This is a genomic window from Sphingomonas sp. ASV193, from assembly GCF_040203355.1.
GTDB lineage: Bacteria > Pseudomonadota > Alphaproteobacteria > Sphingomonadales > Sphingomonadaceae > Sphingomicrobium.
This window is the reverse complement of the sequence record NZ_JBEHBW010000007.1, coordinates 94,169-114,987: the sequence shown is the minus strand read 5'-3', so window position 1 is coordinate 114,987 and position 20,819 is coordinate 94,169. Positions and strand designations below refer to the sequence as shown.

20 protein-coding genes and 1 tRNA gene are annotated in these 20,819 nt (G+C 69.3%); 9 read left to right on the top strand and 12 right to left on the bottom strand.

Annotated features, from left to right (window positions below; all coding sequences use genetic code 11):
- Positions 1-19: 19 nt before the first annotated feature.
- Complete coding sequence (locus tag ABDK56_RS12385) at positions 20-790, bottom strand: phenylalanine 4-monooxygenase (RefSeq protein WP_349808591.1); 771 nt, start codon at positions 788-790, stop codon at positions 20-22.
- Between the two features lie 153 nt (positions 791-943).
- Positions 944-1,210 (bottom strand): 4a-hydroxytetrahydrobiopterin dehydratase, encoded by a 267-nt coding sequence (locus ABDK56_RS12380; protein WP_349808590.1) that lies wholly within the window; start codon positions 1,208-1,210, stop codon positions 944-946.
- A gap of 64 nt (positions 1,211-1,274) precedes the next feature.
- Between ABDK56_RS12380 and pcaF the strand changes: the two genes are divergently transcribed.
- Positions 1,275-2,477: a 3-oxoadipyl-CoA thiolase gene (gene pcaF, locus ABDK56_RS12375; RefSeq protein ID WP_349808610.1), complete on the top strand. Its 1,203-nt coding sequence runs from the start codon at positions 1,275-1,277 to the stop codon at positions 2,475-2,477.
- Positions 2,474-2,917, top strand: coding sequence for a 1,2-phenylacetyl-CoA epoxidase subunit PaaD (paaD, locus tag ABDK56_RS12370; RefSeq protein ID WP_349808589.1), 444 nt, complete (start codon positions 2,474-2,476; stop codon positions 2,915-2,917). Before pcaF ends, paaD begins: the two co-directional genes overlap by 4 nt.
- Here the strand turns inward: paaD and ABDK56_RS12365 are convergent.
- From ABDK56_RS12365 to ABDK56_RS12345, 5 genes are all read right to left on the bottom strand, one after another.
- A complete protein-coding gene (locus tag ABDK56_RS12365) occupies positions 2,911-3,363 on the bottom strand; it encodes a DUF2059 domain-containing protein (RefSeq protein WP_349808588.1) in 453 nt (150 codons plus the stop codon). The two genes, paaD and ABDK56_RS12365, sit on opposite strands and share 7 nt — an antisense overlap.
- Complete coding sequence (locus tag ABDK56_RS12360) at positions 3,360-4,358, bottom strand: chorismate synthase (RefSeq protein ID WP_349808587.1); 999 nt, start codon at positions 4,356-4,358, stop codon at positions 3,360-3,362. The genes ABDK56_RS12365 and ABDK56_RS12360 overlap by 4 nt, the downstream gene beginning before the upstream one ends.
- Positions 4,355-5,647, bottom strand: coding sequence for a 3-phosphoshikimate 1-carboxyvinyltransferase (gene aroA / locus ABDK56_RS12355; RefSeq protein WP_349808586.1), 1,293 nt, complete (start codon positions 5,645-5,647; stop codon positions 4,355-4,357). Before aroA ends, ABDK56_RS12360 begins: the two co-directional genes overlap by 4 nt.
- A gap of 84 nt (positions 5,648-5,731) precedes the next feature.
- A complete protein-coding gene (locus tag ABDK56_RS12350; RefSeq protein WP_349808585.1) occupies positions 5,732-7,372 on the bottom strand; it encodes an amino acid permease in 1,641 nt (546 codons plus the stop codon).
- A gap of 75 nt (positions 7,373-7,447) precedes the next feature.
- Positions 7,448-7,825: an HIT domain-containing protein gene (locus tag ABDK56_RS12345; RefSeq protein ID WP_349808584.1), complete on the bottom strand. Its 378-nt coding sequence runs from the start codon at positions 7,823-7,825 to the stop codon at positions 7,448-7,450.
- 53 nt (positions 7,826-7,878) lie between these two features.
- On the opposite strand from ABDK56_RS12345, the gene ABDK56_RS12340 reads away from it, so the two are divergent.
- The 3 genes from ABDK56_RS12340 to ABDK56_RS12330 all read left to right on the top strand — a co-directional run bounded on the left by ABDK56_RS12340 (position 7,879) and on the right by ABDK56_RS12330 (position 10,367).
- The gene (locus tag ABDK56_RS12340; RefSeq protein WP_349808583.1) at positions 7,879-8,367 is read left to right on the top strand and encodes an SspB family protein; all 489 of its coding nucleotides are present in this window, start codon (positions 7,879-7,881) and stop codon (positions 8,365-8,367) included.
- Positions 8,368-8,440: 73 nt separating this feature from the next.
- Entirely contained in the window at positions 8,441-9,835 is a 1,395-nt protein-coding gene (gene fumC / locus ABDK56_RS12335) for a class II fumarate hydratase (RefSeq protein WP_349808582.1), read from the top strand.
- A 16-nt stretch (positions 9,836-9,851) separates the two neighbouring features.
- Entirely contained in the window at positions 9,852-10,367 is a 516-nt protein-coding gene (locus ABDK56_RS12330; RefSeq protein WP_349808581.1) for a DUF4142 domain-containing protein, read from the top strand.
- Here ABDK56_RS12330 and ABDK56_RS12325 read toward each other — a convergent pair.
- On the bottom strand, positions 10,364-10,873 hold the full coding sequence (locus ABDK56_RS12325) for an acyloxyacyl hydrolase (RefSeq protein WP_349808580.1): 510 nt from the start codon (positions 10,871-10,873) through the stop codon (positions 10,364-10,366). The two genes, ABDK56_RS12330 and ABDK56_RS12325, sit on opposite strands and share 4 nt — an antisense overlap.
- A 32-nt stretch (positions 10,874-10,905) precedes the next feature.
- Positions 10,906-11,457, bottom strand: coding sequence for a DUF2585 family protein (locus ABDK56_RS12320; RefSeq protein WP_349808579.1), 552 nt, complete (start codon positions 11,455-11,457; stop codon positions 10,906-10,908).
- 7 nt (positions 11,458-11,464) lie between these two features.
- Between ABDK56_RS12320 and ABDK56_RS12315 the strand changes: the two genes are divergently transcribed.
- A complete protein-coding gene (locus tag ABDK56_RS12315) occupies positions 11,465-12,511 on the top strand; it encodes a magnesium transporter CorA family protein (protein WP_349808578.1) in 1,047 nt (348 codons plus the stop codon).
- Between the two features lie 90 nt (positions 12,512-12,601).
- Complete coding sequence (acnA, locus tag ABDK56_RS12310; protein ID WP_349808577.1) at positions 12,602-15,292, top strand: aconitate hydratase AcnA; 2,691 nt, start codon at positions 12,602-12,604, stop codon at positions 15,290-15,292.
- Here the strand turns inward: acnA and ygfZ are convergent.
- A complete protein-coding gene (gene ygfZ / locus ABDK56_RS12305; protein WP_349808576.1) occupies positions 15,289-15,996 on the bottom strand; it encodes a CAF17-like 4Fe-4S cluster assembly/insertion protein YgfZ in 708 nt (235 codons plus the stop codon). The two genes, acnA and ygfZ, sit on opposite strands and share 4 nt — an antisense overlap.
- 22 nt (positions 15,997-16,018) lie before the next feature.
- On the opposite strand from ygfZ, the gene pyrC reads away from it, so the two are divergent.
- Entirely contained in the window at positions 16,019-17,035 is a 1,017-nt protein-coding gene (pyrC, locus tag ABDK56_RS12300) for a dihydroorotase (RefSeq protein WP_349808575.1), read from the top strand.
- On the opposite strand, the gene ABDK56_RS12295 is transcribed toward pyrC, so the two are convergent.
- Positions 17,032-17,790, bottom strand: coding sequence for a Crp/Fnr family transcriptional regulator (locus tag ABDK56_RS12295; RefSeq protein ID WP_349808574.1), 759 nt, complete (start codon positions 17,788-17,790; stop codon positions 17,032-17,034). The two genes, pyrC and ABDK56_RS12295, sit on opposite strands and share 4 nt — an antisense overlap.
- 140 nt (positions 17,791-17,930) lie before the next feature.
- On the opposite strand from ABDK56_RS12295, the gene ABDK56_RS12290 reads away from it, so the two are divergent.
- Positions 17,931-18,020 (top strand) — tRNA-Ser (locus ABDK56_RS12290).
- Between the two features lie 19 nt (positions 18,021-18,039).
- Here ABDK56_RS12290 and ppc read toward each other — a convergent pair.
- A complete protein-coding gene (ppc, locus tag ABDK56_RS12285; RefSeq protein ID WP_502959308.1) occupies positions 18,040-20,736 on the bottom strand; it encodes a phosphoenolpyruvate carboxylase in 2,697 nt (898 codons plus the stop codon).
- Positions 20,737-20,819 lie beyond the last annotated feature (83 nt).

Below are 20,819 nucleotides of genomic sequence, written 5' to 3'. Positions count from 1 at the left end.
GCCCCGCCGCTATAGCCGGTCAGGCGGCCAGCGCCACCAGTTCGGCAAGGTTCGCCGCGCGGATCGCCTCCATCGCCGCCTCGAGATCCTCGGCGACCATATAGAGCGGCTGGAAGGTGTCGTTGCGGTAGGGCGTGCGCACCGCCCGCTCTACGCTGAAGCTCGGCCGCGCCACGCCCTCGTCGTCGAGCGAATGGACCGATTCGCCGAAGCTCGAGGCGAGCCCCGCTCCGAGAATCTTCAACTCGCCCGCCTCGCGCGCCAGCCCGAACTCGACGCTGTACCAGTAGAGCCGCGACGCGAGGTCGGCGTGGCCCGCGGCGCACGCCTCGATCCCCAGCCGCCCGATCCCCTCGGTCAGCGCGGCCATTACCGGGTTCGCCAGCATCGGCACATGGCCGAAGATGTCGTGGAAACAGTCGGGCTCCTCGAGATAGTCGAGCTGGTCGCGGCGGCGGATGAAGTTGCCGACCGGGAAGTGGCGCTCGCTCAGCATCGCGAAAAAGTCGGGGTCGGGGATGATCCCCGGCACCGACACGCACCGCCAGCCGGTCGCCGCGAACAGCTTCTCGTTGAGTTCGCGAAGGTCGGGAATGCCCGGCTTCGACAGGTGGAGAATGTCGAGCCCCTCGCGGAACGCGCGCACCAGCCGCGGGCCGATGGTCCGCTCCTGCCGGTCGAACAGCAGGTCCCACACCGCATGGTCGTCCTCGGTGAAATGATCCCAGTCCTGGTCGACGAGGTGGCGGCTCCAGTGGAGGCCGGGGTCGGCGGGGGCGGCACTGCTCATCATCATTCGGGTCCTTCGAGCAAAAAAACGCCCCGCCGCGGCGGGGCCGGGCGGGGCGGGGCGGTGATCCGATTGGGCACGAGGGCTCAGCCGGGGAACACCGCCGGTCGATAATAGGAAGAGGCGCGAAGCTGCGTCATCGCGGCGACCTTATCACGATTCGGCCTGAACGCCAGCTGTCGCGGCGATCGCGTCGATCGCGCGCGCCAACGCATGGTCGCGGTCGGTTATTCCGTCGGCGTCGTGACTGGTGAGGCGAAGATCGACCCGGTTCCACGCGCTGGTGAACTCGGGATGGTGGTCGACCTTTTCGGCATGGAGCGCGACCCGCGCGAGGAAGCCGAAGGCCGCGCCGAAATCGGCGAAGCGCAGCGTCTTTTCGAGCGCCTTGCCATCGTCGCTGGTCCGCCAGTCCGCCATGGTCGCCCCAATGCCCGCATCCGCCGCGCTTGAAAAGGGCGGCGCGGCGCTACAGGTGGTGGCGATGACCGACGCCTACATCTGCGATGCCGTCCGCACCCCGATCGGCCGCTTCGGGGGCAGCCTCGCCGCCGTGCGCCCCGACGACCTCGCCGCCGTCCCTCTCGCCGCGCTCAAGGCGCGCAATCCGGGCCTCGACTGGGACGCGGTCGACGACGTCATCCTCGGCTGCGCCAACCAGGCGGGCGAGGATAATCGCAACGTCGCGCGGATGGCGGTGCTACTCGCCGGGCTCGGCGCGGCCGTCCCGGGCACCACCGTCAATCGGCTCTGCGGTTCGGGGCTCGACGCGGTGGGCATGGCGGCGCGCGCCTGTCGGGCGGGCGAGGCGGGGCTGGTCGTCGCCGGGGGGGTCGAGAGCATGACCCGCGCGCCGTTCGTGATGCCCAAGGCCGACGCCGCGTTCAGCCGCGCCAACGCGGTCTACGATACCACCATCGGCTGGCGTTTCGTCAACCGCCGGCTCAAGGACGACTATGGGATCGATTCGATGCCCGAGACCGCCGAGAACGTCGCCGAGCAGTTTGGCGTGTCGCGCGAGGACCAGGACCGCTTCGCCGCGGAAAGCCAGCGCCGCGCCGCCGCCGCGCAGGCGAGCGATCGCTTCGCCGCCGAGATCGTCCCGGTGACGATCCCGCAGCGCAAGGGCGACGCGCTCGTCGTCGATCGCGACGAACATCCGCGCGAGACCAGCGTCGAGAAGCTCGCCCAGTTGAAGCCGATCGTGAAACCCGGCGGCACCGTCACCGCCGGCAACGCCAGCGGGGTCAACGACGGGGCGGCGGCGCTGATCGTCGCCTCCGCCGACGCGGTCGAGCGCCACCGCCTCTCACCCCGCGCGCGCGTCCTCGGCGCGGCGGTGGCGGGGGTCGAGCCGCGGATCATGGGGATCGGCCCGGCCCCGGCGAGCGAGAGGTTGATGGCGCGGCTCGGCCTCACCATCGCCGACTTCGACCTGATCGAGCTCAACGAGGCTTTCGCCGCGCAGGGGCTCGCGGTGATGCGGATGCTCGGGCTTCCCGACGACGCCGCCCACGTCAACCCGAACGGCGGCGCGATCGCGCTCGGCCACCCGCTCGGCATGTCGGGCGCGCGGCTCGCGTTGACCGCGACCGAGGAGTTGCAGCGCAGCGGCGGCCGGCGCGCGCTTTGCACCATGTGCATCGGCGTCGGCCAGGGCATCGCGCTGGCCATCGAGCGCGTGTGACCCACGACGTCGACTCAATCCGCGCGGTGCTGGCGGGGGTGCCCGACCCCGAGATCCCCGCGGTCAGCGTGCTCGACCTCGGCATCGTCCGCGCGATCGCGCCCGAGCGGGTGACGATCACCCCGACCTATTCGGGCTGCCCCGCGACGCTGGCGATCGAGCAGTCGATCCGCGCCGCGCTCGACGCGGCGGGGATGCGCGGCGTCGCGCTCGACACGGTCCTGTCGCCGCCATGGTCGACCGACTGGATCACGCTCGAGGGCCGCGCGAAGCTGGCCACCTACGGGATCGCCCCGCCGAGCGAGGCGCGCGCCGCGCCCTGCCCGCGCTGCGGCTCGTCGGACACCGAGGAGGTCAGCCGCTTCGGCTCGACCCCGTGCAAGGCGCAGTGGCGCTGCCGCTCATGCCTCGAGCCGTTCGACCGGTTCAAATGTCACTGAGCCGGCTGGCACAGCTTCCCGCTCGACTTGCAGAAGGCGGCGGCGACCTCGCCCTTGAAGTCGACCGCGCCGATCGCGCTGGTGGTCTGGACGATGATCGCGGGCATCGCCGCGCGTAGCCGCGCCGCCGCCGGGGTATTCGACGCCGCGACCAGCACGCGAAGGTCCGCGACCGACAGATGGTCGGCGTAGGACCGGGCGTCGGCGGCGAGCAGCCGGTCGCGCCCGGCGGTGAACACCTGGTGCGCGGTGGTGGTGAGCGCCGCCTTGTCCGCCGCGCTGAGCTCGGGATGCGCCGCGATCATCGCCGCGGTCTCCTGCTGTTCGAGCACCGGCAGCATCGCCGCCAGCGTTCCCTTTTCGGCGAGGTCGCGGCCCAGCGCCAGCGCTTCGGCGGTCGGTTGGGCGCTTGATTGGGCGGCGAGTATCAGGGCAAGTGCGATCATCGTCTGTCTCCGTTCTGCGCCCGGTCGAGCAACTTATGGTCGGCGAGCACCAGCGCCATCATCGCCTCCATCACCGGCGCGCCGCGAATCCCGACGCACGGGTCGTGCCGCCCGCGGGTTGCCGCCATCCGCTCCTCGCCCGCCGCGTTGATGCTCGGCACCTCGATCCGGATCGAACTGGTCGGCTTGAACGCGGCGCGCACGACGATCGGCTGGCCGGTCGAAATGCCCCCCGCGATCCCGCCCGCGTGGTTCGCGTCGAACCGCGGGCCGGCGCGCATCGGGTCGGCATTCTCGCTGCCCTTGAGCCGCGCCGCGGCGAATCCGTCGCCGATCTCGACCCCCTTGACCGCGGGAATGCCCATCATCGCCGCGGCCAGCTCGGCGTCGAGCTTGGCATAGACCGGCGCGCCCCAGCCGGCGGGGACGCCGGTGGCGACGCATTCGACCACCGCGCCGAGGCTGTCGCCGTCGGTCCGCGCCTGGTCGAGCATCGCTTCCCAGCGCGCCGCGTCGGGCTCGCCACCGATCTCGATCACCCGCGCCTCGATCGTCACCTCGGGGATGACCAGCCGCGCAATCGCCCCGCCCGCGACCCGCATCGCGGTCTCGCGCGCCGACGACCGCCCACCGCCGCGCGGGTCGCGGAAGCCGTATTTGGCGTCATAGGAATAGTCGGCGTGGCCCGGCCGGTAGGCGGCGTCGACCGGATAATCCTTGCTCCGCGCGTCGACATTCTCGATCAGCATCCCGATCGCGGTGCCGGTGGTGCGCCCCTGGTAGACGCCCGACAGGATGCGGACCTCGTCGGGCTCCTGCCGCGGCGACACGTTTCGCCCGGTGCCGGGCCGGCGCAGGTCGAGGAAGCGCTGGATGTCGGGCTCGGCGAGCGCGAGCCCCGGCGGGCAGCCGTCGAGCACGCAGCCAATCGCCGGTCCGTGGCTTTCGCCCCAGGTCGTCAGGCGAAGGACATGGCCGGTGGCGTTGACGCTCATGCGATCTCCGCCCCAAGCGCGCGCATCAGATCGGCATAGCCGGGGAAGCTGGTCGCGATCATCTCGGGCTCGTCGACCGTCACCGGCGACTGCGCCGCCAGCCCGAGCGTCAGGAACGCCATCGCGATTCGGTGATCGCCGTGGGTGGTGACCGTGCCGCCGCCGCTCACGCTGCCCGGCCCGCGCCCGACGACGTAGAGCGTATCGCCCTCGGCACGCGCCTCGACCCCGCACGCGGTCAGCCCGGCGATCACCGCCGCCAGCCGGTCGCTTTCCTTGACGCGAAGCTCGGCCAGTCCGTCGATAACGCTCGTCCCGTCGGCGAACGCCGCAGCGACGCCCAGGATCGGGATTTCGTCGATCATCGCCGGCACCGCCTCGGCCGCGACGTTGCACGGACGAAGCGCCGAGCCGCGCACGGTGACGTCGGCGACCCGCTCGCCCGACTGGCTGCGCTCGTTGCTAAAGACGATCTGCGCGCCCATCGCCTCGAGCACCTCGTAAAGCCCGGTCCGCGACGGGTTGACCAGCATGCCGTGGACGGTGACCTCGGACCCCGGGACGATCGCCGCCGCGACCAGCGGGAACCCCGCCGAGGAGGGATCACGGCCGACGCTGACCGAAGTCCCGGTGAGCGCGCGCTGCGCGCCCAGCGTGACGGCGCGTGCGCCTTCTTCCTCGGTTACCGCGACCTCGACCCCGAACGCGCCGAGCATGATCTCGCTATGGTCGCGGCTGGGGACCGGCTCGATCACCCGGACCGGCGCGTCGGTGCCGAGCCCCGCCAGCAGGATCGCCGACTTGACCTGCGCCGAGGCGGGAACGTTGACATGGTCGATCCCGCCAAGCTTCGCGCCGTGGATGGTGAGCGGCAGCCGGTCGCCCCCCTCGATCCGCGTGCCCATCGCCGCCAGCGGCGCGGCGACCCGCCGCATCGGCCTGCTCGACAGCGAAGCGTCGCCGGTCAGCGTCGCGACCACCCCCTCGCGCCCGGCAATCGCGCCGAGCAGCAGCCGCGCCGCGGTCCCGCTGTTGCCGCAGTCGATCGCGCCCTCAGGCGTGCCCCACGGCCGTCCGCGAACGACCCAGGCCGACCCGTCGCGCCCGACCTCGGCACCGAGCGCGGCCACCGCGCGCGCGGTCGCCAGCACGTCGTCGCTTTCGAGCAATCCCTCGATCCGCGTCTCCCCCGTCGCCATCGCGCCAAAGATCAGGGAACGGTGCGAACAGCTCTTGTCGCCAGGCACCGCGGCCACGCCGGATAGCGGGCCGCCAGGGGTCGCGGTCATCGTCATCATGCTGCAGTAGCGAAGCGAAACGGAAAAGGGGAGACGTCTCCGCCTCCCCTTTTCCGTCTTTCGCTGGAAATTCGCCTATTCGTTCGGCGATCCCGGCGCGGGCGCCCCCGGCATCGGCGCGACCGAAGAAGGCGGAACCCCCTCGTCTAGCTCGCCGACATCGGTAATCCCGCGCGCCACGTGGCTGTGGCGATAGCCGTAGGAGAAATAGAGCACGAGCCCGATCGCCGCCCAGGTCACGAACAGCAGCTGCGACTGGACGTTGAGGCTGAGGAACAGCACCGCGCAGCCCGCGATCGACAGCGGCGCGATCAGGAACAGCGCCGGGGTGCGGAACGGGCGCTGCCGGTTCGGGTCGGTCCTGCGCAGGATCATCACCCCGACCGACACCGCGGCGAAGGCGAACAAAGTGCCCGCGTTCGAATAGTCGGCCAGCGTCCCGACCGGCAGGAACGCCGCGGCGATCGCCACGAACACGCCGGTGACGATCGTCACCACGTGGGGGGTGCGGAACTTGGGGTGGACCGCCGACAGCCGCTCGGGGAGCAGGCCGTCGCGCGCCATCACGAAGAAGACGCGGGTCTGGCCGTACATCATCAGCAGCACGACCGAAGGCAGCGCGATCGTCGCCGCCAGCCCGATGATCGTGCCAAAGGTCGGATTCGACACCTGCCGCATGACATAGGCCAGCGCTTCCTTCGAGCAGACCAGCGGCGCGTTCGCCGCCTGGCAGGCCGAGGAGGCGTAAAGCTCGGGCGAGCCTTCGATGAACGCCTTGCCGGTGGCCGGGTCGATCAGCGGCTGCGCGCCGTAGCTTCCGATCACCCCACCCGCGACGAGCAGGTAGAAGATGGTGCAGATGCCGAGGCTGGCGATCAGCCCGATCGGGACGTTGCGCTGCGGGTTCTTGGTTTCCTCGGCCGCGGTCGAGACCGCGTCGAAGCCGACATAGGCGAAGAAGATCGACGCCGCCGCACCGAGCACGCCGGTGCCGTCGCCGCCAAGCACGCTGCCCCAGCCGCGCGGGGTGAAGGGGTGGAAGTTGGGGGTATGGCCCGCGATCATCGGCACGGTGACGAGCACGAACAGGGTCAGCGCCGACACCTTGATCAGCACCAGCACCGCGTTGAAGGTCGCGCTTTCCTTGGTGCCGATCACCAGCAGGGTCGTCACCAGCGCGGTCACCAGCACGGCGGGCAGGTTGATGATCCCGCCCGCTTCGCCGCCCTTGAGGAAGCCGAGCTCGATCTGCGGGCCGACGGTGAGCGCATGGGGGATGTGGATGCCGATGCTGTCGAGCACCGGCACGACGTGGCCCGACCAGCCGACCGCGACCGCCGAGGCGCCGAGCGCATATTCGAGGATCAGCGCCCAACCGACCAGCCACGCCATCAGCTCGCCCATCACGGCGTAGCTGTAGGTGTAGGCCGACCCGGCGACCGGGACCATCGAGGCCAGTTCCGAATAGCACAGCGCCGCCAGCGCGCAGACGATGCCGGCGATGATGAAGCTGACCATCATGCCCGGCCCGGCCTTTTGCGCGGCGGTGGCGGTCAGCACGAAAATGCCGGTGCCGATCACCGCGCCAATGCCGAGCAGGGTCAGCTGGAACGCGCCGAGCGACCTTTTGAGCGACTTCTTCTCGGCGGTGGCCAGGATCGCGTCGAGCGACTTGACCCGGCCTACGCCGCCTTGCGGCGGTGCTTGGGTTGCCATTGAAATTTCCTCTCCGATGGGACTTTGTCGCGAAGCCTAGCGGCCAAAATCCATTCGGCAAGCGTCGAAAGCCGATTAGCGCGCCAGCATCGGCCCCAGCGGTTGCCCGCCGAACAGGTGGAAATGGAGGTGCGGCACCTCCTGCCCGGCGCGCTTGCCGGTGTTGGCGAGGATCCGGTAGCCCTGCTGGTCGGCCCCGGTTTCCTTCGCGGTCCGGCCGATCAGCCGCACCAGGTCGACGATCTCGGCGTCGCTCGCCTTCTCGGCGAAGTCGGCGAACGAGACATAGTCGCCCTTGGGGATCACCAGCGCGTGGATCGGGGCGAGCGGGTTGATGTCGTGGAGCGCCAGCGCCTGATCGCTTTCGGCGATCGGCGTGCTCGGCAGTTCGCCGCGCAGGATGCGGGCGAAAATATTCTGGTCGTCGTAGGGCTGCTGGTGATCGATCGGCATGGGGTGAATGACTCCGCTTGACCCGCTTGCCGCCATCGCTACCACGAAAATCGATGGCCGAGGAAACCCCAGAGTCCCTCATTCCGTACGACGAGATCGTGCAGGAGGCGCTGCGCGACGTGGTCGGGCGGGTGCTCAGCGAGGTCGAGGCCGAGGGCGCGCTACCCGGCGGACACCATTTCTACATCACCTTCCGCACCCGTCATCCCGGCGTGTCAATCCCCAAGCACCTGATCGAGCGGTTCCCCGAGGAGATGACGATCGTCATCCAGCATCGCTTCTGGGACCTCAAGGTCGGCGACGATCTGTTCAGCGTCGGCCTGTCGTTCGGCGGGGTGCCCTCGACGCTGACCGTGCCGTTCGCGGCGGTGACCGAGTTCGTCGACCCGGCGGTCGATTTCTCGCTCCGCTTCCAGGCCAACGGCGCCGACGGCGAGCATGAGGAGCATGAAGAGGCCGAGAACGACGCCCCCGCCGCCGCGGCCGAACCGGTCGAGGACGGCTCGAACGTCGTGTCGGTCGATTTCACCCGCAAGAAGTAGCGCGTCTCGACAGGCCCCGGCGTGCAGGCTAGCGGCCTCGCGACCCTGCCCGCCAACGAAGAGGACCGAGACGATGGCCCGCACGACCCGCACCGAAACCGACAGCTTCGGCCCCATCGAGGTCCCTGGCGACAGTTACTGGGGCGCGCAGACCGAACGGTCGATCGCCAACTTCCCGTTCGGCGCGACCGAGCGGATGCCCGCCGAGATCGTCCATGCGCTTGGCTATGTGAAGCAGGCGGCGGCGCGCGCCAACGCCAAGGCCGGCAACCTCGACCCGGCGCTGGCCGAGGCGATCCAACAGGCGGCGGCCGAGGTCGCGCGCGGCGACCTCGACGACCAGTTCCCGCTGGTGATCTGGCAGACCGGCAGCGGCACCCAGTCGAACATGAACGCCAACGAGGTGATCGCCGGACGCGCCAACGAAGCGCTGTCGGGAACGCGCGGCGGCAAGGAGCCGGTCCACCCCAACGACCATGTCAACAAGGGCCAGTCGTCGAACGACAGCTTCCCGACCGCGATGCACATCGCCGCGGGGATCGCGGTCTATCGCCGGCTGCTCCCAGCGCTCGACCGCATCCATCGCCGCCTCGCCGAGCAGGCGAGCCGCTGGGACGCGATCGTCAAGATCGGCCGCACCCACCTCCAGGACGCCACCCCGCTGACCCTAGGGCAGGAATTCTCGGGCTATGCGGCGATGATCGAGGCCGATGTCGAGCGAGTCAAATCGGCGCTTCCCCGCGTGATGAAGCTGGCGCAGGGCGGCACCGCGGTCGGCACCGGGCTCAACGCGCCCAAGGGCTTCGCCGAGGCCTTCGCGAAGGAAGTCGCCAACCTCACCCAGCTCCCCTTCACCTCGGCCCCGAACAAGTTCGCCGAGCTGGCGGCGCACGACACGCTGGTCGAGCTGTCGGGGGTGCTCAACACCATCGCCGTGTCGCTGACCAAGATCGCCAACGACATCCGCCTGCTCGGCAGCGGGCCGCGCTGCGGACTAGGCGAGCTCAAGCTTCCGGAGAACGAGCCGGGCAGCTCGATCATGCCGGGCAAGGTCAACCCCACCCAGTGCGAGATGCTGACGATGGTCGCCGCGCAGGTGATGGGCAACCATGTCGCGGTCACCGTCGGCGGGCTCCAGGGGCACATGGAGCTCAACGTGTTCAAGCCGCTGATCGGCGCGAACGTCATTCGCTCGATCAACCTGCTGTCGGTCGGAATGGAGAGCTTCACCGAGCGCACGCTCGACGGGCTCGAGCCCGACGAGGCGCGGATTTCGGAGTTGATGGCCAAGTCGCTGATGCTGGTCACCGCGCTCGCGCCCGAGATCGGCTACGACAATGCCGCGACGATTGCCAAGCACGCGCACAAGAAGGGGCTGACGCTGAAGGAAGCCGGCCTCGACCTCGCGCTGGTCGACGAGGCGACGTTCGACCGGGTGGTCAAGCCGGAGAAGATGCTGGGACGCTGACGAACAGGAGGGGCAGGTGAACGCAAGACGGCTCGTAATCGGACTCACCGTGATGATGCTGGCGGGCTGCGCCGGGCAGCGCGAACAGCCATCCGCCCCGCCGCCGACGGTGCTGCCGAGCGCGCTCGGCGCCGACCGCTATCTCGAACAGGCTGCCTCGGCCTCGCTGTTCATGATCCGCGCCTCCGACCTCGCCGCGACCCGCAGCCGAAGCGCGGCGGTTCGCGCCTTCGCCGCGAGCGCGCGGGCGGACCATGAGGGAATCGGCGCGCAACTGTCGTTCGCGGGACGCCGGCTCGACCTGCTGCCCTCGGCGACGCTGCTTCCCGCGCACCAGGCGATGCTGTCGGCGCTCGCGGCAAGTCCGGCCTTTGATGGCGACTATCGCCGGACGGTCGAGCGGGTACTGGGCGACGATTATGCGCTCCACGCGGCGTTCGCCCGGTCGGGCTCGAGCCCGACGCTCCGCCCGGTAGCGACGATGGCGACGCCGATCGTCGGGCGCGAGCTCGCCGCCGCGCGCCGCCTCTAGAAGCGGACCCCGAAGCGAAGCCCGATATTGTCGATGCCCGGATTCTCGTGGGAGAAGAGCTGGGCGTGGCTCATGTGCACCCAGCTCGCCTCGATGCTGGTGCGCGGGGTGATCGCATAGCCGACCCCGATCTCGGGCTCGAACAGCACGCGGCTGCCGAAGGCGATCCGGTCGGGCAGCTGATATTGCGCCGACGAGCCGGTGTGGATCGCGAGGCCGACTCCCGGGCGAACGAACAGCCGGTGGCCGAACTTCATCGACAGGCCCGCGGCGGCGTAGCTGGTCTCGCCTTTCGAATTGAGCGCGCCGAACACATAGGGCTGGAGCGGCGTCCCCGCGATCCGATCGAACCGGTAGCCGAGCTGGACGTCGACCCCGCTCTCGCGATCGGCGTCGAGGCTCAACGGGGTCTTCACCGCATGGGCGTAAAGCCCGCCGATCAATTCGCCCGCGGCGGCGGGGGTGGCGGCGAGGAGGGCGGACGCGAACAGGACGAATCGGGTCATTTCAACGGTTTGCGGGACCCCGTCGCGCTTGTCTAGGCACCCGCCTGCCACGCCACGATCGCCGGGCTTGGGGCCAGCAGCATCCAGACGTTAAGCGTCAGATTGTCGCGAATCACCGCCAGCGGGAGCAGTTCGCACCCGACCGCCAGAAGCACCGCCGTCCACACCGGCAACCGCCGCGCGGCAAGGAAGCCCACCGCCATCATCAGTATGTCGCTCATCGAGTTGAGCACGCTGTCGCCGGTATAGCCGAGCGAGGCGGTCGCCGCGCGGTAGCGGTCGATCGTCATCGGGGTGTTCTCGACGATCTCCCACGCGCACTCGACCAGCAGCGCGACGAGGAAGCGGATGCCCACCGGCCACCGCCGCGCGACCAGCCACAGCAGGGCGAAGAACAGGAGCCCGTGGACGATATGACTGAAGCTGTACCAGTCGGCGAGCATCTGGCTCTGCGTCGGCCCGACCGGCCCCCACAGCGCGATCCGTCCGCAAGGGCAGATCGGCGGACGGCCCATCGCCAGCAGGACGATCGCGCTTCCCGCGACGATCGACGCGGCGATCAGCGGCCAACGGCGCTTGTACATTCCCCCCATGACGGATGGGCTAGGCGGGCGCGCGGACCTTGCCAAGCCCGGCCGAAGCCGCCACCACCCGCCGATGCTCCACCTGTTCGGTCCCGGCTGTTCCACCGATCCGGTCGATCCGTCGAAGATCCGCTCGGTCCCCGACGGGGCGGTGTGGCTCGACCTGTTCGAGCCGACCCGGCAGGAAGAGGCGCTCGCCGAAAAGGTCCTCGGCGGCAATATCCCGACCCGCGACGAGATGGTCGAGATCGAGCCGTCGAGCCGGCTCTACGAGCGCGGCGGCGCGGTGTTCATGACCATGTCGGTGCTTCACGGCATCGACGAGAACGACCCCGCCTCGGACCCGGTCAGCTTCATCCTGACCGACAAGCACCTCGTCACCATTCGCTACGTCGATCCCAAGCCGTTCAAGCTGTTCGGCGACCATTGCCGGGCCGAGCCCGAGCTGGTCAGCAGCTCGACCGGCGCCTTCATCCGGCTGGTCGACGCGATCGTCAGCCGCCAGGCCGACGTGATCGAATCGGTCGGCCGGACGATCGAGAACGTGTCGACCCACGTCTTTCGCCGCCGCCAGCCGGGGACCGACCGCCGCTCGACCGACCGGCTCGAGGCGCTGATCCTCAAGATCGGGCGGATCCAGACCTTGCTCGCGCGCATCCGCGAAACCTCGGTCAGCACGACCCGGCTGTTGAGCTTCCTCGACAGCACCGACCTCGCCGACCACGACCGGTCGAAGGCGCACGTCCACCTCCACAGCCTCATCGCCGACTCGGCCGCGCTCAGCGACCAGGCCAATTTCCTCAGCGACAACCTCACCTTTTTGCTCGACGCCGCGCTCGGCCTGATCGGGGTCGAGCAGAATATGGTGATGAAGATCTGGTCGGTGGTGGCGGTGGTGCTGATGCCGCCGACGCTGGTGGCGGGCATCTACGGGATGAATTTCGAACATATTCCCGAGCTCAAGTGGCTCTACGGCTACCCCTATGCGCTGGTGGTCATGCTGGTGAGCGCGGTGCTGCCCTACTGGATCGCGCGAAAGAAGGGCTGGCTCTAGCCCCCTTTGCCCTGACCCGGCTTCCTTGCTAGGGCGCCGCCGAACGCCGCGCCGTCTTGGCGCGCTCCATGACAGCAACGAGGAAAATCGATGATCGCTACCGGCCACGACAGCCTGAACACCCGTTCGACGCTGGAGGCCGGGGGCAAGCGATACGCCTATTATTCGCTCGAAAAGGCGAGCGCCGCGCTCGGCGACGTGTCGCGGCTGCCCTTCTCGATGAAAGTGCTGCTCGAAAACCTGCTGCGCTTCGACGATGGGGTGACGGTCACCCGCGACGACCTCCAGGCGATGGCCGACTGGCTGAAGGACCGGCGGATCAACCGGGAGATCCAGTATCGCCCGGCGCGCGTGCTGATGCAGGACTTCACCGGCGTCCCCGCCGTCGTCGACCTCGCCGCCATGCGTGACGCGATGAAGGCGCTCGGCGGCGACCCGCAGAAGATCAATCCGCTGGTCCCGGTCCACCTCGTCATCGACCATTCGGTGATGGTCGACGAGTTCGGCACCCCCAAGGCGTTCGAGGATAACGTCGCACTCGAATATGCGCGCAACGCCGAACGCTACCAGTTCCTCAAATGGGGCAGCCAGAGCTTCGACAATTTCAAGGTGGTCCCGCCGGGGACCGGCATCTGCCACCAGGTCAATCTCGAGAACCTCGCGCAGACGGTGTGGACCGACGAGGACGCGTCGGGCGAGACCGTCGCCTATCCCGACACGCTGGTCGGCACCGACAGCCACACCACCATGGTCAACGGACTCGGCGTGCTCGGCTGGGGCGTCGGCGGGATCGAGGCCGAGGCGGCGATGCTCGGCCAGCCGGTCAGCATGCTGATCCCCGAGGTCGTCGGCTTCCGCCTAGACGGTAAGCTCAAGGAAGGAATCACCGCCACCGACCTCGTGCTGACCGTCACCCAGATGCTGCGCGCCAAGGGCGTGGTCGGGCGGTTCGTCGAGTTCTTCGGACCCGGTCTCGACGCGCTCAGCCTCGCCGACCGCGCGACGATCGCCAACATGGCGCCCGAATATGGCGCGACCTGCGGTTTCTTCCCGATCGACGAGCGCACCATCGACTATCTCCGCCTTACCGGGCGCGACGAGGACCGCATCGCGCTGGTCGAGGCCTATGCGAAGGCGCAGGGCATGTGGCGCGACGCCTCGGCGCCCGAGCCGCTGTTCACCGACACCCTCGAACTCGACATGGGCAGCGTCGAGCCCTCGCTCGCCGGCCCCAAGCGCCCGCAGGACCGGGTGCGCCTCAGCGAGGTCGACGAGCTGTTCAACGCCGAGCTCGACGCCACCTACAAGAAGCAGGGCGGCGAGCGCGTCGCGGTCGAGGGCGAGGATTTCACCATCGGCCATGGCGACGTGATGATTGCCGCGATCACCAGCTGCACCAACACCTCCAACCCCAGCGTGCTGATCGCCGCCGGGCTGGTCGCCCGCAAGGCCCGCGCGCTCGGCCTCACCCGCCAGCCGTGGGTCAAGACCAGCCTCGCGCCGGGGAGCCAGGTCGTTACCGAATATCTCGACGCGGCGGGGCTTACCGAGGACCTGAACGCGATCGGCTTCAACCTCGTCGGCTACGGCTGCACCACCTGCATCGGCAACTCGGGCCCGCTCGCCCCGGCGATCTCGAAGTCGATCAACGACAACGACCTCGTCGCCGCCTCGGTGCTGTCGGGCAACCGCAACTTCGAAGGGCGCGTGTCGCCCGACTGCCGCGCCAACTATCTCGCCAGCCCGCCGCTGGTGGTCGCCTATGCGCTGTTCGGCACGGTGACCAGGGACATCACCAAGTGCGCGATCGGGCAGGACAAGGACGGCAACGACGTTTTCCTCAAGGAAATCTGGCCGTCGAACGACGAGGTCCGCGCGCTGATCGACGCGCACGTCTCGCGTCAGATGTTCCAGTCGCGCTACGCCGACGTCTTCCACGGCGACGACAAGTGGCGCGGGATCGCGGTGACCGGCGGTGATACCTACGCCTGGCCGTCGGCGTCGACCTACATCCAGAACCCTCCCTATTTCGAGGGCATGACGATGACCCCCAAGCCGCTGACCGACGTCGACGGTGCGCGGGCGCTGGCGCTGTTCGGCGATTCGATCACCACCGACCACATTTCGCCCGCGGGCTCGATCAAGCTCGACAGCCCGGCCGGCGAGTATCTTACCGAGCACCAGGTCCCGCGCGCCGAGTTCAACAGCTATGGCGCGCGCCGCGGCAACCATCAGGTGATGATGCGCGGCACCTTCGCCAACATCCGCATCCGCAACAAGATGCTCGCCAATGAACATGGGGGCGTGGAAGGCGGAATGACCCGCTACGCCCCCACCAACGAAACCGTGCCGATCTACGACGCGGCGATGCAATATGCCGACGACAGGACCCCGCTGGTCGTCATCGCCGGCAAGGAATATGGCACCGGCAGCTCGCGCGACTGGGCGGCGAAGGGGACCGTCCTGCTCGGCGTCCGCGCGGTGATCGCCGAAAGCTTCGAGCGGATCCACCGCTCGAACCTCGTCGGCATGGGCGTTCTCCCGCTCCAGTTCGTCGACGGCGAAAGCGCCGCGAGCCACGGCCTCGACGGCAGCGAGACCTATTCGATCGACGGGGTGGCCAGCATCGAGCCGCGCCAGGACGTGACGGTCAAGGTCACGCGCGCCAATGGTGAGGCGTTCGACATCGTCGCGCGGTGCCGGATCGACACCTACAACGAGCTCGAATATTTCCGCTCGGGCGGAATCCTCCACTACGTCCTGCGCAAGCTCGCCGCCTAGGCGAGCGCGGCGGCCAGCCAGTCGGGGATGATCGCGCGCGCGGGCACCGCGTCGATCCGCGCGTGGACCACGCTGAGCCCCAGCTCGGGATAGGTCGCGCGCGCGCCCTCGACGAGGTCGTCGACCACGAACAGGCGGCGGTTGACCTTCTGCCGCCAGTTCATCCGCGCGGTATTTTCCTGCCCGACGAAGCAGCCCTTGGTGAAGCTGACCCCGTTCAGCTCGGCGGCGTTGGCCTCGAGCCACAGCAGGTCCTTGACCTCGTCGCCCTCGCACACGCCGTGGCGAAGGCGATGCTCGCGCCAGCCTGACGCGGGTGCAGCCGGCGGCGCGAGCCAGCGGCGGCCGAGCGCGGGAAGCCGCGGGTCGACCGTGCCGTCATCGCCCGCCGGCGACCAGTGGACCGCGAGGCTGTCGTCGCGCGCGATCGCGATCGCACGACGTAGTCGATAGATCGACAGCCGCTTGGCGAGCGCCTCGGCATCCGCCGCGGCGCAGTCGAGCAGCAAATCGTCACCGTCCGCCCAGACCAAAAAGTCGAACAGCGCCTTGCCCTGCGGCGTCAGCAGCCCGGTCCAAACCGGCAGGTCGCCGCCGACCTCCTGTGTCACCAGCCCGTTGAGGAAGCCGCGGACGTCCTCGCCGCTCATTCGGATGACGGCACAGTCGGCAAGGGTCGTCGATTGGGGTGTGGTGGCGGCCATGGGCTTCAGTTAGGGAGCGGGGGTGACCGACACAATCACCATCCGCCGCCCCGACGACTGGCACGTCCACCTGCGCGACGGCGACATGCTCGCGCGCGTCGCGCCCTATTCCGCCCGGCAGTTCGCCCGCGCCATCGTCATGCCCAACCTCAAACCGCCAGTGACGACGGTCGTCGCCGCCAGCGCCTATCGCGAGCGCATCCGCGCCGCTGCCGGCTCGGGCTTCGAGCCGCTGATGACCGCCTACCTCACCGACAGCATCGATCCCGACGAACTGGCGCGCGGCCATGCCGAGGGCGTGTGGGTCGCGGCCAAGCTCTACCCCGCGGGCGCGACCACCAACAGCGACAGCGGCGTCACCGATATCGCCAACATCCGCCCCGCGCTCCAACGGATGCAGGACATCGGCATGGTCCTGTGCGTCCACGGCGAGGTCACCGGCGAGGAGGTCGATGTGTTCGACCGCGAGGCGGTGTTCATCGACCGAATCCTCGCCCCGCTGGTCCGCGATTATCCCGACCTCAGGATCGTGCTCGAACACATCACCACCCGCGACGCCGCGCAGTTCGTCGCCGCGGCCCCCGCCACGGTCGCTGCGACGATCACCCCGCAGCACATGATGCTCGGCCGCAACGCGCTGTTCGCGGGGGGCCTGAGGCCGCATCATTATTGCCTGCCGGTGCTAAAGCGCGAGGAACATCGCGCCGCGGTCCGCGCCGCCGCCACCTCGGGCAGCGCGAAATTTTTCCTCGGCACCGACAGCGCCCCTCATGCCCGCGCCGACAAGGAAAGCGACTGCGGCTGCGCGGGGGTGTTCAACGCCCCCTTCGCGCTCGAAGCCTATCTCCAGATGTTCGACGAAGACGGCGCGATCGATCGGTTCGAGGCGTTCGCCAGCCTCAACGGCCCGGCCTTTTACGGCCTGCCGCCGAACGAGGCGCGGATCACCCTCGCGCGCCGACCGACCGGGGTGCCGCCAGAGGTCGACGGGCTGGTTCCGTTCCTTGCCGGCGGGATGCTCGACTGGGCGCTCGCCTAGTCGCCGCAGCTTTCCGAGGGGTGGGCGCCAAGCCCGCCTTCGCCGATGACGTCGCCGAAATGCCGCTCGACCGCCTCGTAGCAGTAGCAGCTCCGGCGAAGCAGCTGCGCGCGATCGCGAAGCTCGATCGACCCGCGCCGGATGGTGATCGCGCCGTCGTCCTGGAGCGAGCGAACCACCGCGTTGAGCGTCGTCCGCTGGACACCGAGCAGCCGGGCGAGCTGTTCCTGAGTCAGCTGGAGCCGCGGGCCGGCGCGGTCGATCGCGGTAAGCAACCAGCGCGCCGCCCGCTGCTCGATCGAATGGAAGCTGTTGCACCCGACCGACTGCATGATCTGGGCGAGCAGATAGTCCGAATAGCGGCAGAAGATGTTGCGCAGGTGCCCGCTACCGGCCTTGGCCTCCTCGACCTTGTCGCGCGCGACGACGATCGCCGGACCCGCGACGATCACCTCGGCACGGGCGAACGCCGGGTAGTGGCCGCAACTGACGATCCCCCCGATCGCTCCCTCGCTGCCGATCGAGGCGACCTCGATGCTCCGCCCGCCGTCGATCTCGGCATTGAGCGACACGGTCGTCTCGCCCAGCGGGAAATAGGTCCGGAGGAGGTTGACGCCGGTCCGCACGACGATCTCGCCCTCGGGCATCGCCACCAGCTCGGAATCGGCCAGCAGCCGCGCGCGCAGGGCGTCGGAAAAGGTGCGAAGCAGGCGATTCTCGGCGAACCGGCCTTCAAGATCGGAGCTGTTCGGCATCAACTGGCCCTTTGATTGACGACGCGCCGCGGTCGCGGCGCAATCGTTATGGCGGCACAACAACTAATGATTCAAGGGGGCAATTCCGGCGGTTGAACCCGCGCCAAGCCTTCGCTAAGGCCGCGCGACAAGCCGATCCCGGAGACGTGGGTGAGTGGCTGAAACCAACGCTTTGCTAAAGCGTCATACGGGAAACTGTATCGAGGGTTCGAATCCCTCCGTCTCCGCCACCGATCGACGAAAGCCCGGTCAGCCCGAATTGCGCAGCGCGGTGGCGATGGCGTTGATCGACAGCTGGATGCCCGCCGAAATGCGCGGATCGCGTTCGCCCGACCGATGGCGCTTGAGCAGCTGGATCTGGAGCAGGTTGAGCGGCTCGATATAGGGCAGCCGAAGCTTGATCGACGCGTCGAGCGCGGGGCTGTTTTCCAGAAGGCGCGGCTGGCCGGTAACCGCGAGTAGCCCGTCATGCGCGCGGTGCCACTCGGCGCCGATCCGCCCGAACAGTGCGTCGCGCAGCGCCCGGTCCTCGACCAGCTCGGCATAGCGCGCGGCGATGGCGAGGTCGGACTTGGCCAGCACCATTTCGAGGTTGGCGAGCGTCACGCGGAAGAAGGGCCAGCGCTCGTGCATCTCCTGCAGCAGCGGCAGGTCGCCGAACCCGGCGAGCGCGCTCCCGACCCCGTACCAGCCGGGCAGCATCACCCGCGCCTGCGACCAGCTGAAGACCCAGGGGATCGCGCGCAAGTCCTCGATCTGCGCACTCGCGGTCCGGCTTGCAGGGCGCGACCCGATCTTCAGGTCGGCGATCTCGGCGATCGGGGTCAGCTGGCGGAAAAAGCCGTTGAAGCCCTCGGTCTCGTAGACCAGCGCGCGATAGGCGGCGAAGGCGGTGTCGGACAGGCTCGACGCCGCTGCCGAATATTTCTCGCGGGTCGCGAGCGAGCGAGGCTTGAGGCTGGCGAGGAGCGTCGCCGAGGCCATCGCCTCGAGGTTCGCCAGCGCGCTGTCGCGGGTGCCGTACTTGGCGGCGATGACTTCGCCCTGCTCGGTGATCCGGATCCGTCCCTGCACCGTTCCCGCCGGCTGCGCGGTGATCGCCGACGAGGCCGACCCGCCGCCGCGCCCGACCGCGCCGCCGCGCCCGTGAAACAGCTGCATCCCGACCTCGGCCTCGCGGAACGTTTCGGCCAGCTGCTGGCTTGCCTTGTGGAGCGTCCACACGCTGGTCAGGTAGCCGCCGTCCTTGTTGCTGTCCGAATAGCCGACCATCACTTCCTGGTGCCCGCGCGCCCGCGCGCCCGCGCCGCCTTCGGGAAGCGCGAACCAGTCGCGCATGATCGCCGCCGCGCCGTGAAGATCGGCGATCGTCTCGAACAGCGGGATGACCGCGACCGGCCCCTCGCCATCGCGCCACAGCCCGGCTTCCTTGAGCAGGATCGCGACCTCCAAGAGGTCGGAAATGCTCTCGGCCTTGGAGATGATGTAGGCGTTGATCGCCGCCGGCCCGTAGCGCGCGTGCGCCTCGGCGACTTCGCGAACCACCGCCAGCTCGCTCGCGGTTTCGTCGCTGTAGATCGCGAACGGCGAGGCGAGCGGGCGCGGCCCGGCAAGCTCGCGGCGAAGGAGCGCGATCCGCCCGGTCTCGGACAAGGCGAGATAATCCTCCTCGACCCCCGCGGTCCGCAGCAGCTCGGCGACCACGCGCTCGTGCACCGCCGCGTTCTGACGGAGGTCGATCGTCGCGAGGTGGAAGCCGAACACGTCGAGCGCGCGGACCAGCCCGGTCAGCGTGCCCGCGGCAAGCTCGCGATGCCCGCCCTGCCCCAGCGAGTCGGCGATGACCGCGAGATCGGCCGAGAATTCTTCGGGCGCGGCGTAGCGCGGCGCGTCGATCGCCGCGGCGCGAAGCGGGGGCCGGCCGGCGATCGCCTCGAAGGTCGCCGCGAGCCGCGCGTAGATCCAGGTCAGCGCACGGCGATAGGGCTCGTCGGCGCGCGCGCGACCGCCGTCGCCCTTGGCCGCGAGGTCGAGCAGCGCGGGCGACACCGCGGCGAGGTCGCTCGAGATCGACAGCTCGGCGCCGAGCGCGTGGACCTCGGCGAGGTAATGCGACAGCAGCGCCTCGGCGTTGCGCGCCAGCGCGAGGCGCAGGCTGTCGGCGGTGACGAACGGGTTGCCGTCGCGGTCCCCGCCGATCCAGCTTCCCAGCCGGACGAAGCTTTCCGGCCGCTCGCCGAGCGCGCGTTCGAGCCGCGCGTAAAGCGCGGGCATCGCGTCGAGGAAGACGTCGCGGAAATAGGACAGCGCATTGTCGACCTCGTCGGCGACATGGAGCCGCTCGTGGCGAAGCGCGCGGGTTTCCCACAACAGCGCGATCTCGCGGCGGATGGCGGCGTCGACCGGCTCGCCCGACGGGGTCTCGTCGATCCCGCGATCGCGCAGCCGCATCAGCCGCGCGATCTGGTTGCGCCGGTCGATGATGCTCTTGCGCCGGACCTCGGTCGGGTGCGCGGTCAGCACCGGCACCGCCAGCGCGCGCGCGGTAAACTCGCGCACCGCATGGCGGTCGATCCCGGCAGCGGCGAGCTCGTCGAGCGCGTCGCCGAAGCTCGAGCTCGCCTCGCTCGCCGCGCCCTGCCGGTCCTCGGCGAGGTTGGCGAGCAGGGTGAACAGCATGAAGCCGCGGGTGAAGGCGAGCGTCTCGTCGAGGCTGAGCCGGTCGAGCCCGGGGTCGAGCGCCTCGTGGTGGCCGCCGTCGCGGTGACGCGCGACCGAGGCGGCGCGGATCTGCTCGATCCGCTCGAACAGCGGCTGCCCGCCATAATCGCGGATGACGTCGCCGAGCAGGCGACCGAGGAACCTGATGTCGGGGTTCATTTCGACCCGGCGGCCCTCGCCGCTTGCCTCGCGCTTGGCCGTCCCGTTCGCGTCGCTTGCCGTCATCGTCGCTTCGTTTTCCCGTTTGGCCGCAAAAGAGGACGGGCCGGCTATACGCGCCGACCCGTCCCCTTTCGACTCCCGACTGT

Coding starts and splice junctions, on each gene's coding strand:
- ABDK56_RS12325 (WP_349808580.1), bottom strand. CDS start 10,873: ATGACCCGATTCGTCCTGTTCGCGTCCGCCCTCCTCGCCGCCACCCCC.
- ABDK56_RS12295 (WP_349808574.1), bottom strand. CDS start 17,790: ATGCCGAACAGCTCCGATCTTGAAGGCCGGTTCGCCGAGAATCGCCTG.
- ABDK56_RS12345 (WP_349808584.1), bottom strand. CDS start 7,825: ATGCCGATCGATCACCAGCAGCCCTACGACGACCAGAATATTTTCGCC.
- acnA (WP_349808577.1), top strand. CDS start 12,602: ATGATCGCTACCGGCCACGACAGCCTGAACACCCGTTCGACGCTGGAG.
- ABDK56_RS12340 (WP_349808583.1), top strand. CDS start 7,879: ATGGCCGAGGAAACCCCAGAGTCCCTCATTCCGTACGACGAGATCGTG.
- pcaF (WP_349808610.1), top strand. CDS start 1,275: ATGACCGACGCCTACATCTGCGATGCCGTCCGCACCCCGATCGGCCGC.
- aroA (WP_349808586.1), bottom strand. CDS start 5,647: ATGACCGCGACCCCTGGCGGCCCGCTATCCGGCGTGGCCGCGGTGCCT.
- fumC (WP_349808582.1), top strand. CDS start 8,441: ATGGCCCGCACGACCCGCACCGAAACCGACAGCTTCGGCCCCATCGAG.
- ygfZ (WP_349808576.1), bottom strand. CDS start 15,996: ATGGCCGCCACCACACCCCAATCGACGACCCTTGCCGACTGTGCCGTC.
- ABDK56_RS12315 (WP_349808578.1), top strand. CDS start 11,465: ATGACGGATGGGCTAGGCGGGCGCGCGGACCTTGCCAAGCCCGGCCGA.
- ABDK56_RS12380 (WP_349808590.1), bottom strand. CDS start 1,210: ATGGCGGACTGGCGGACCAGCGACGATGGCAAGGCGCTCGAAAAGACG.
- ABDK56_RS12360 (WP_349808587.1), bottom strand. CDS start 4,358: ATGAGCGTCAACGCCACCGGCCATGTCCTTCGCCTGACGACCTGGGGC.
- ABDK56_RS12350 (WP_349808585.1), bottom strand. CDS start 7,372: ATGGCAACCCAAGCACCGCCGCAAGGCGGCGTAGGCCGGGTCAAGTCG.
- ABDK56_RS12365 (WP_349808588.1), bottom strand. CDS start 3,363: ATGATCGCACTTGCCCTGATACTCGCCGCCCAATCAAGCGCCCAACCG.
- ABDK56_RS12320 (WP_349808579.1), bottom strand. CDS start 11,457: ATGTACAAGCGCCGTTGGCCGCTGATCGCCGCGTCGATCGTCGCGGGA.
- ppc (WP_502959308.1), bottom strand. CDS start 20,736: ATGACGGCAAGCGACGCGAACGGGACGGCCAAGCGCGAGGCAAGCGGC.
- ABDK56_RS12385 (WP_349808591.1), bottom strand. CDS start 790: ATGAGCAGTGCCGCCCCCGCCGACCCCGGCCTCCACTGGAGCCGCCAC.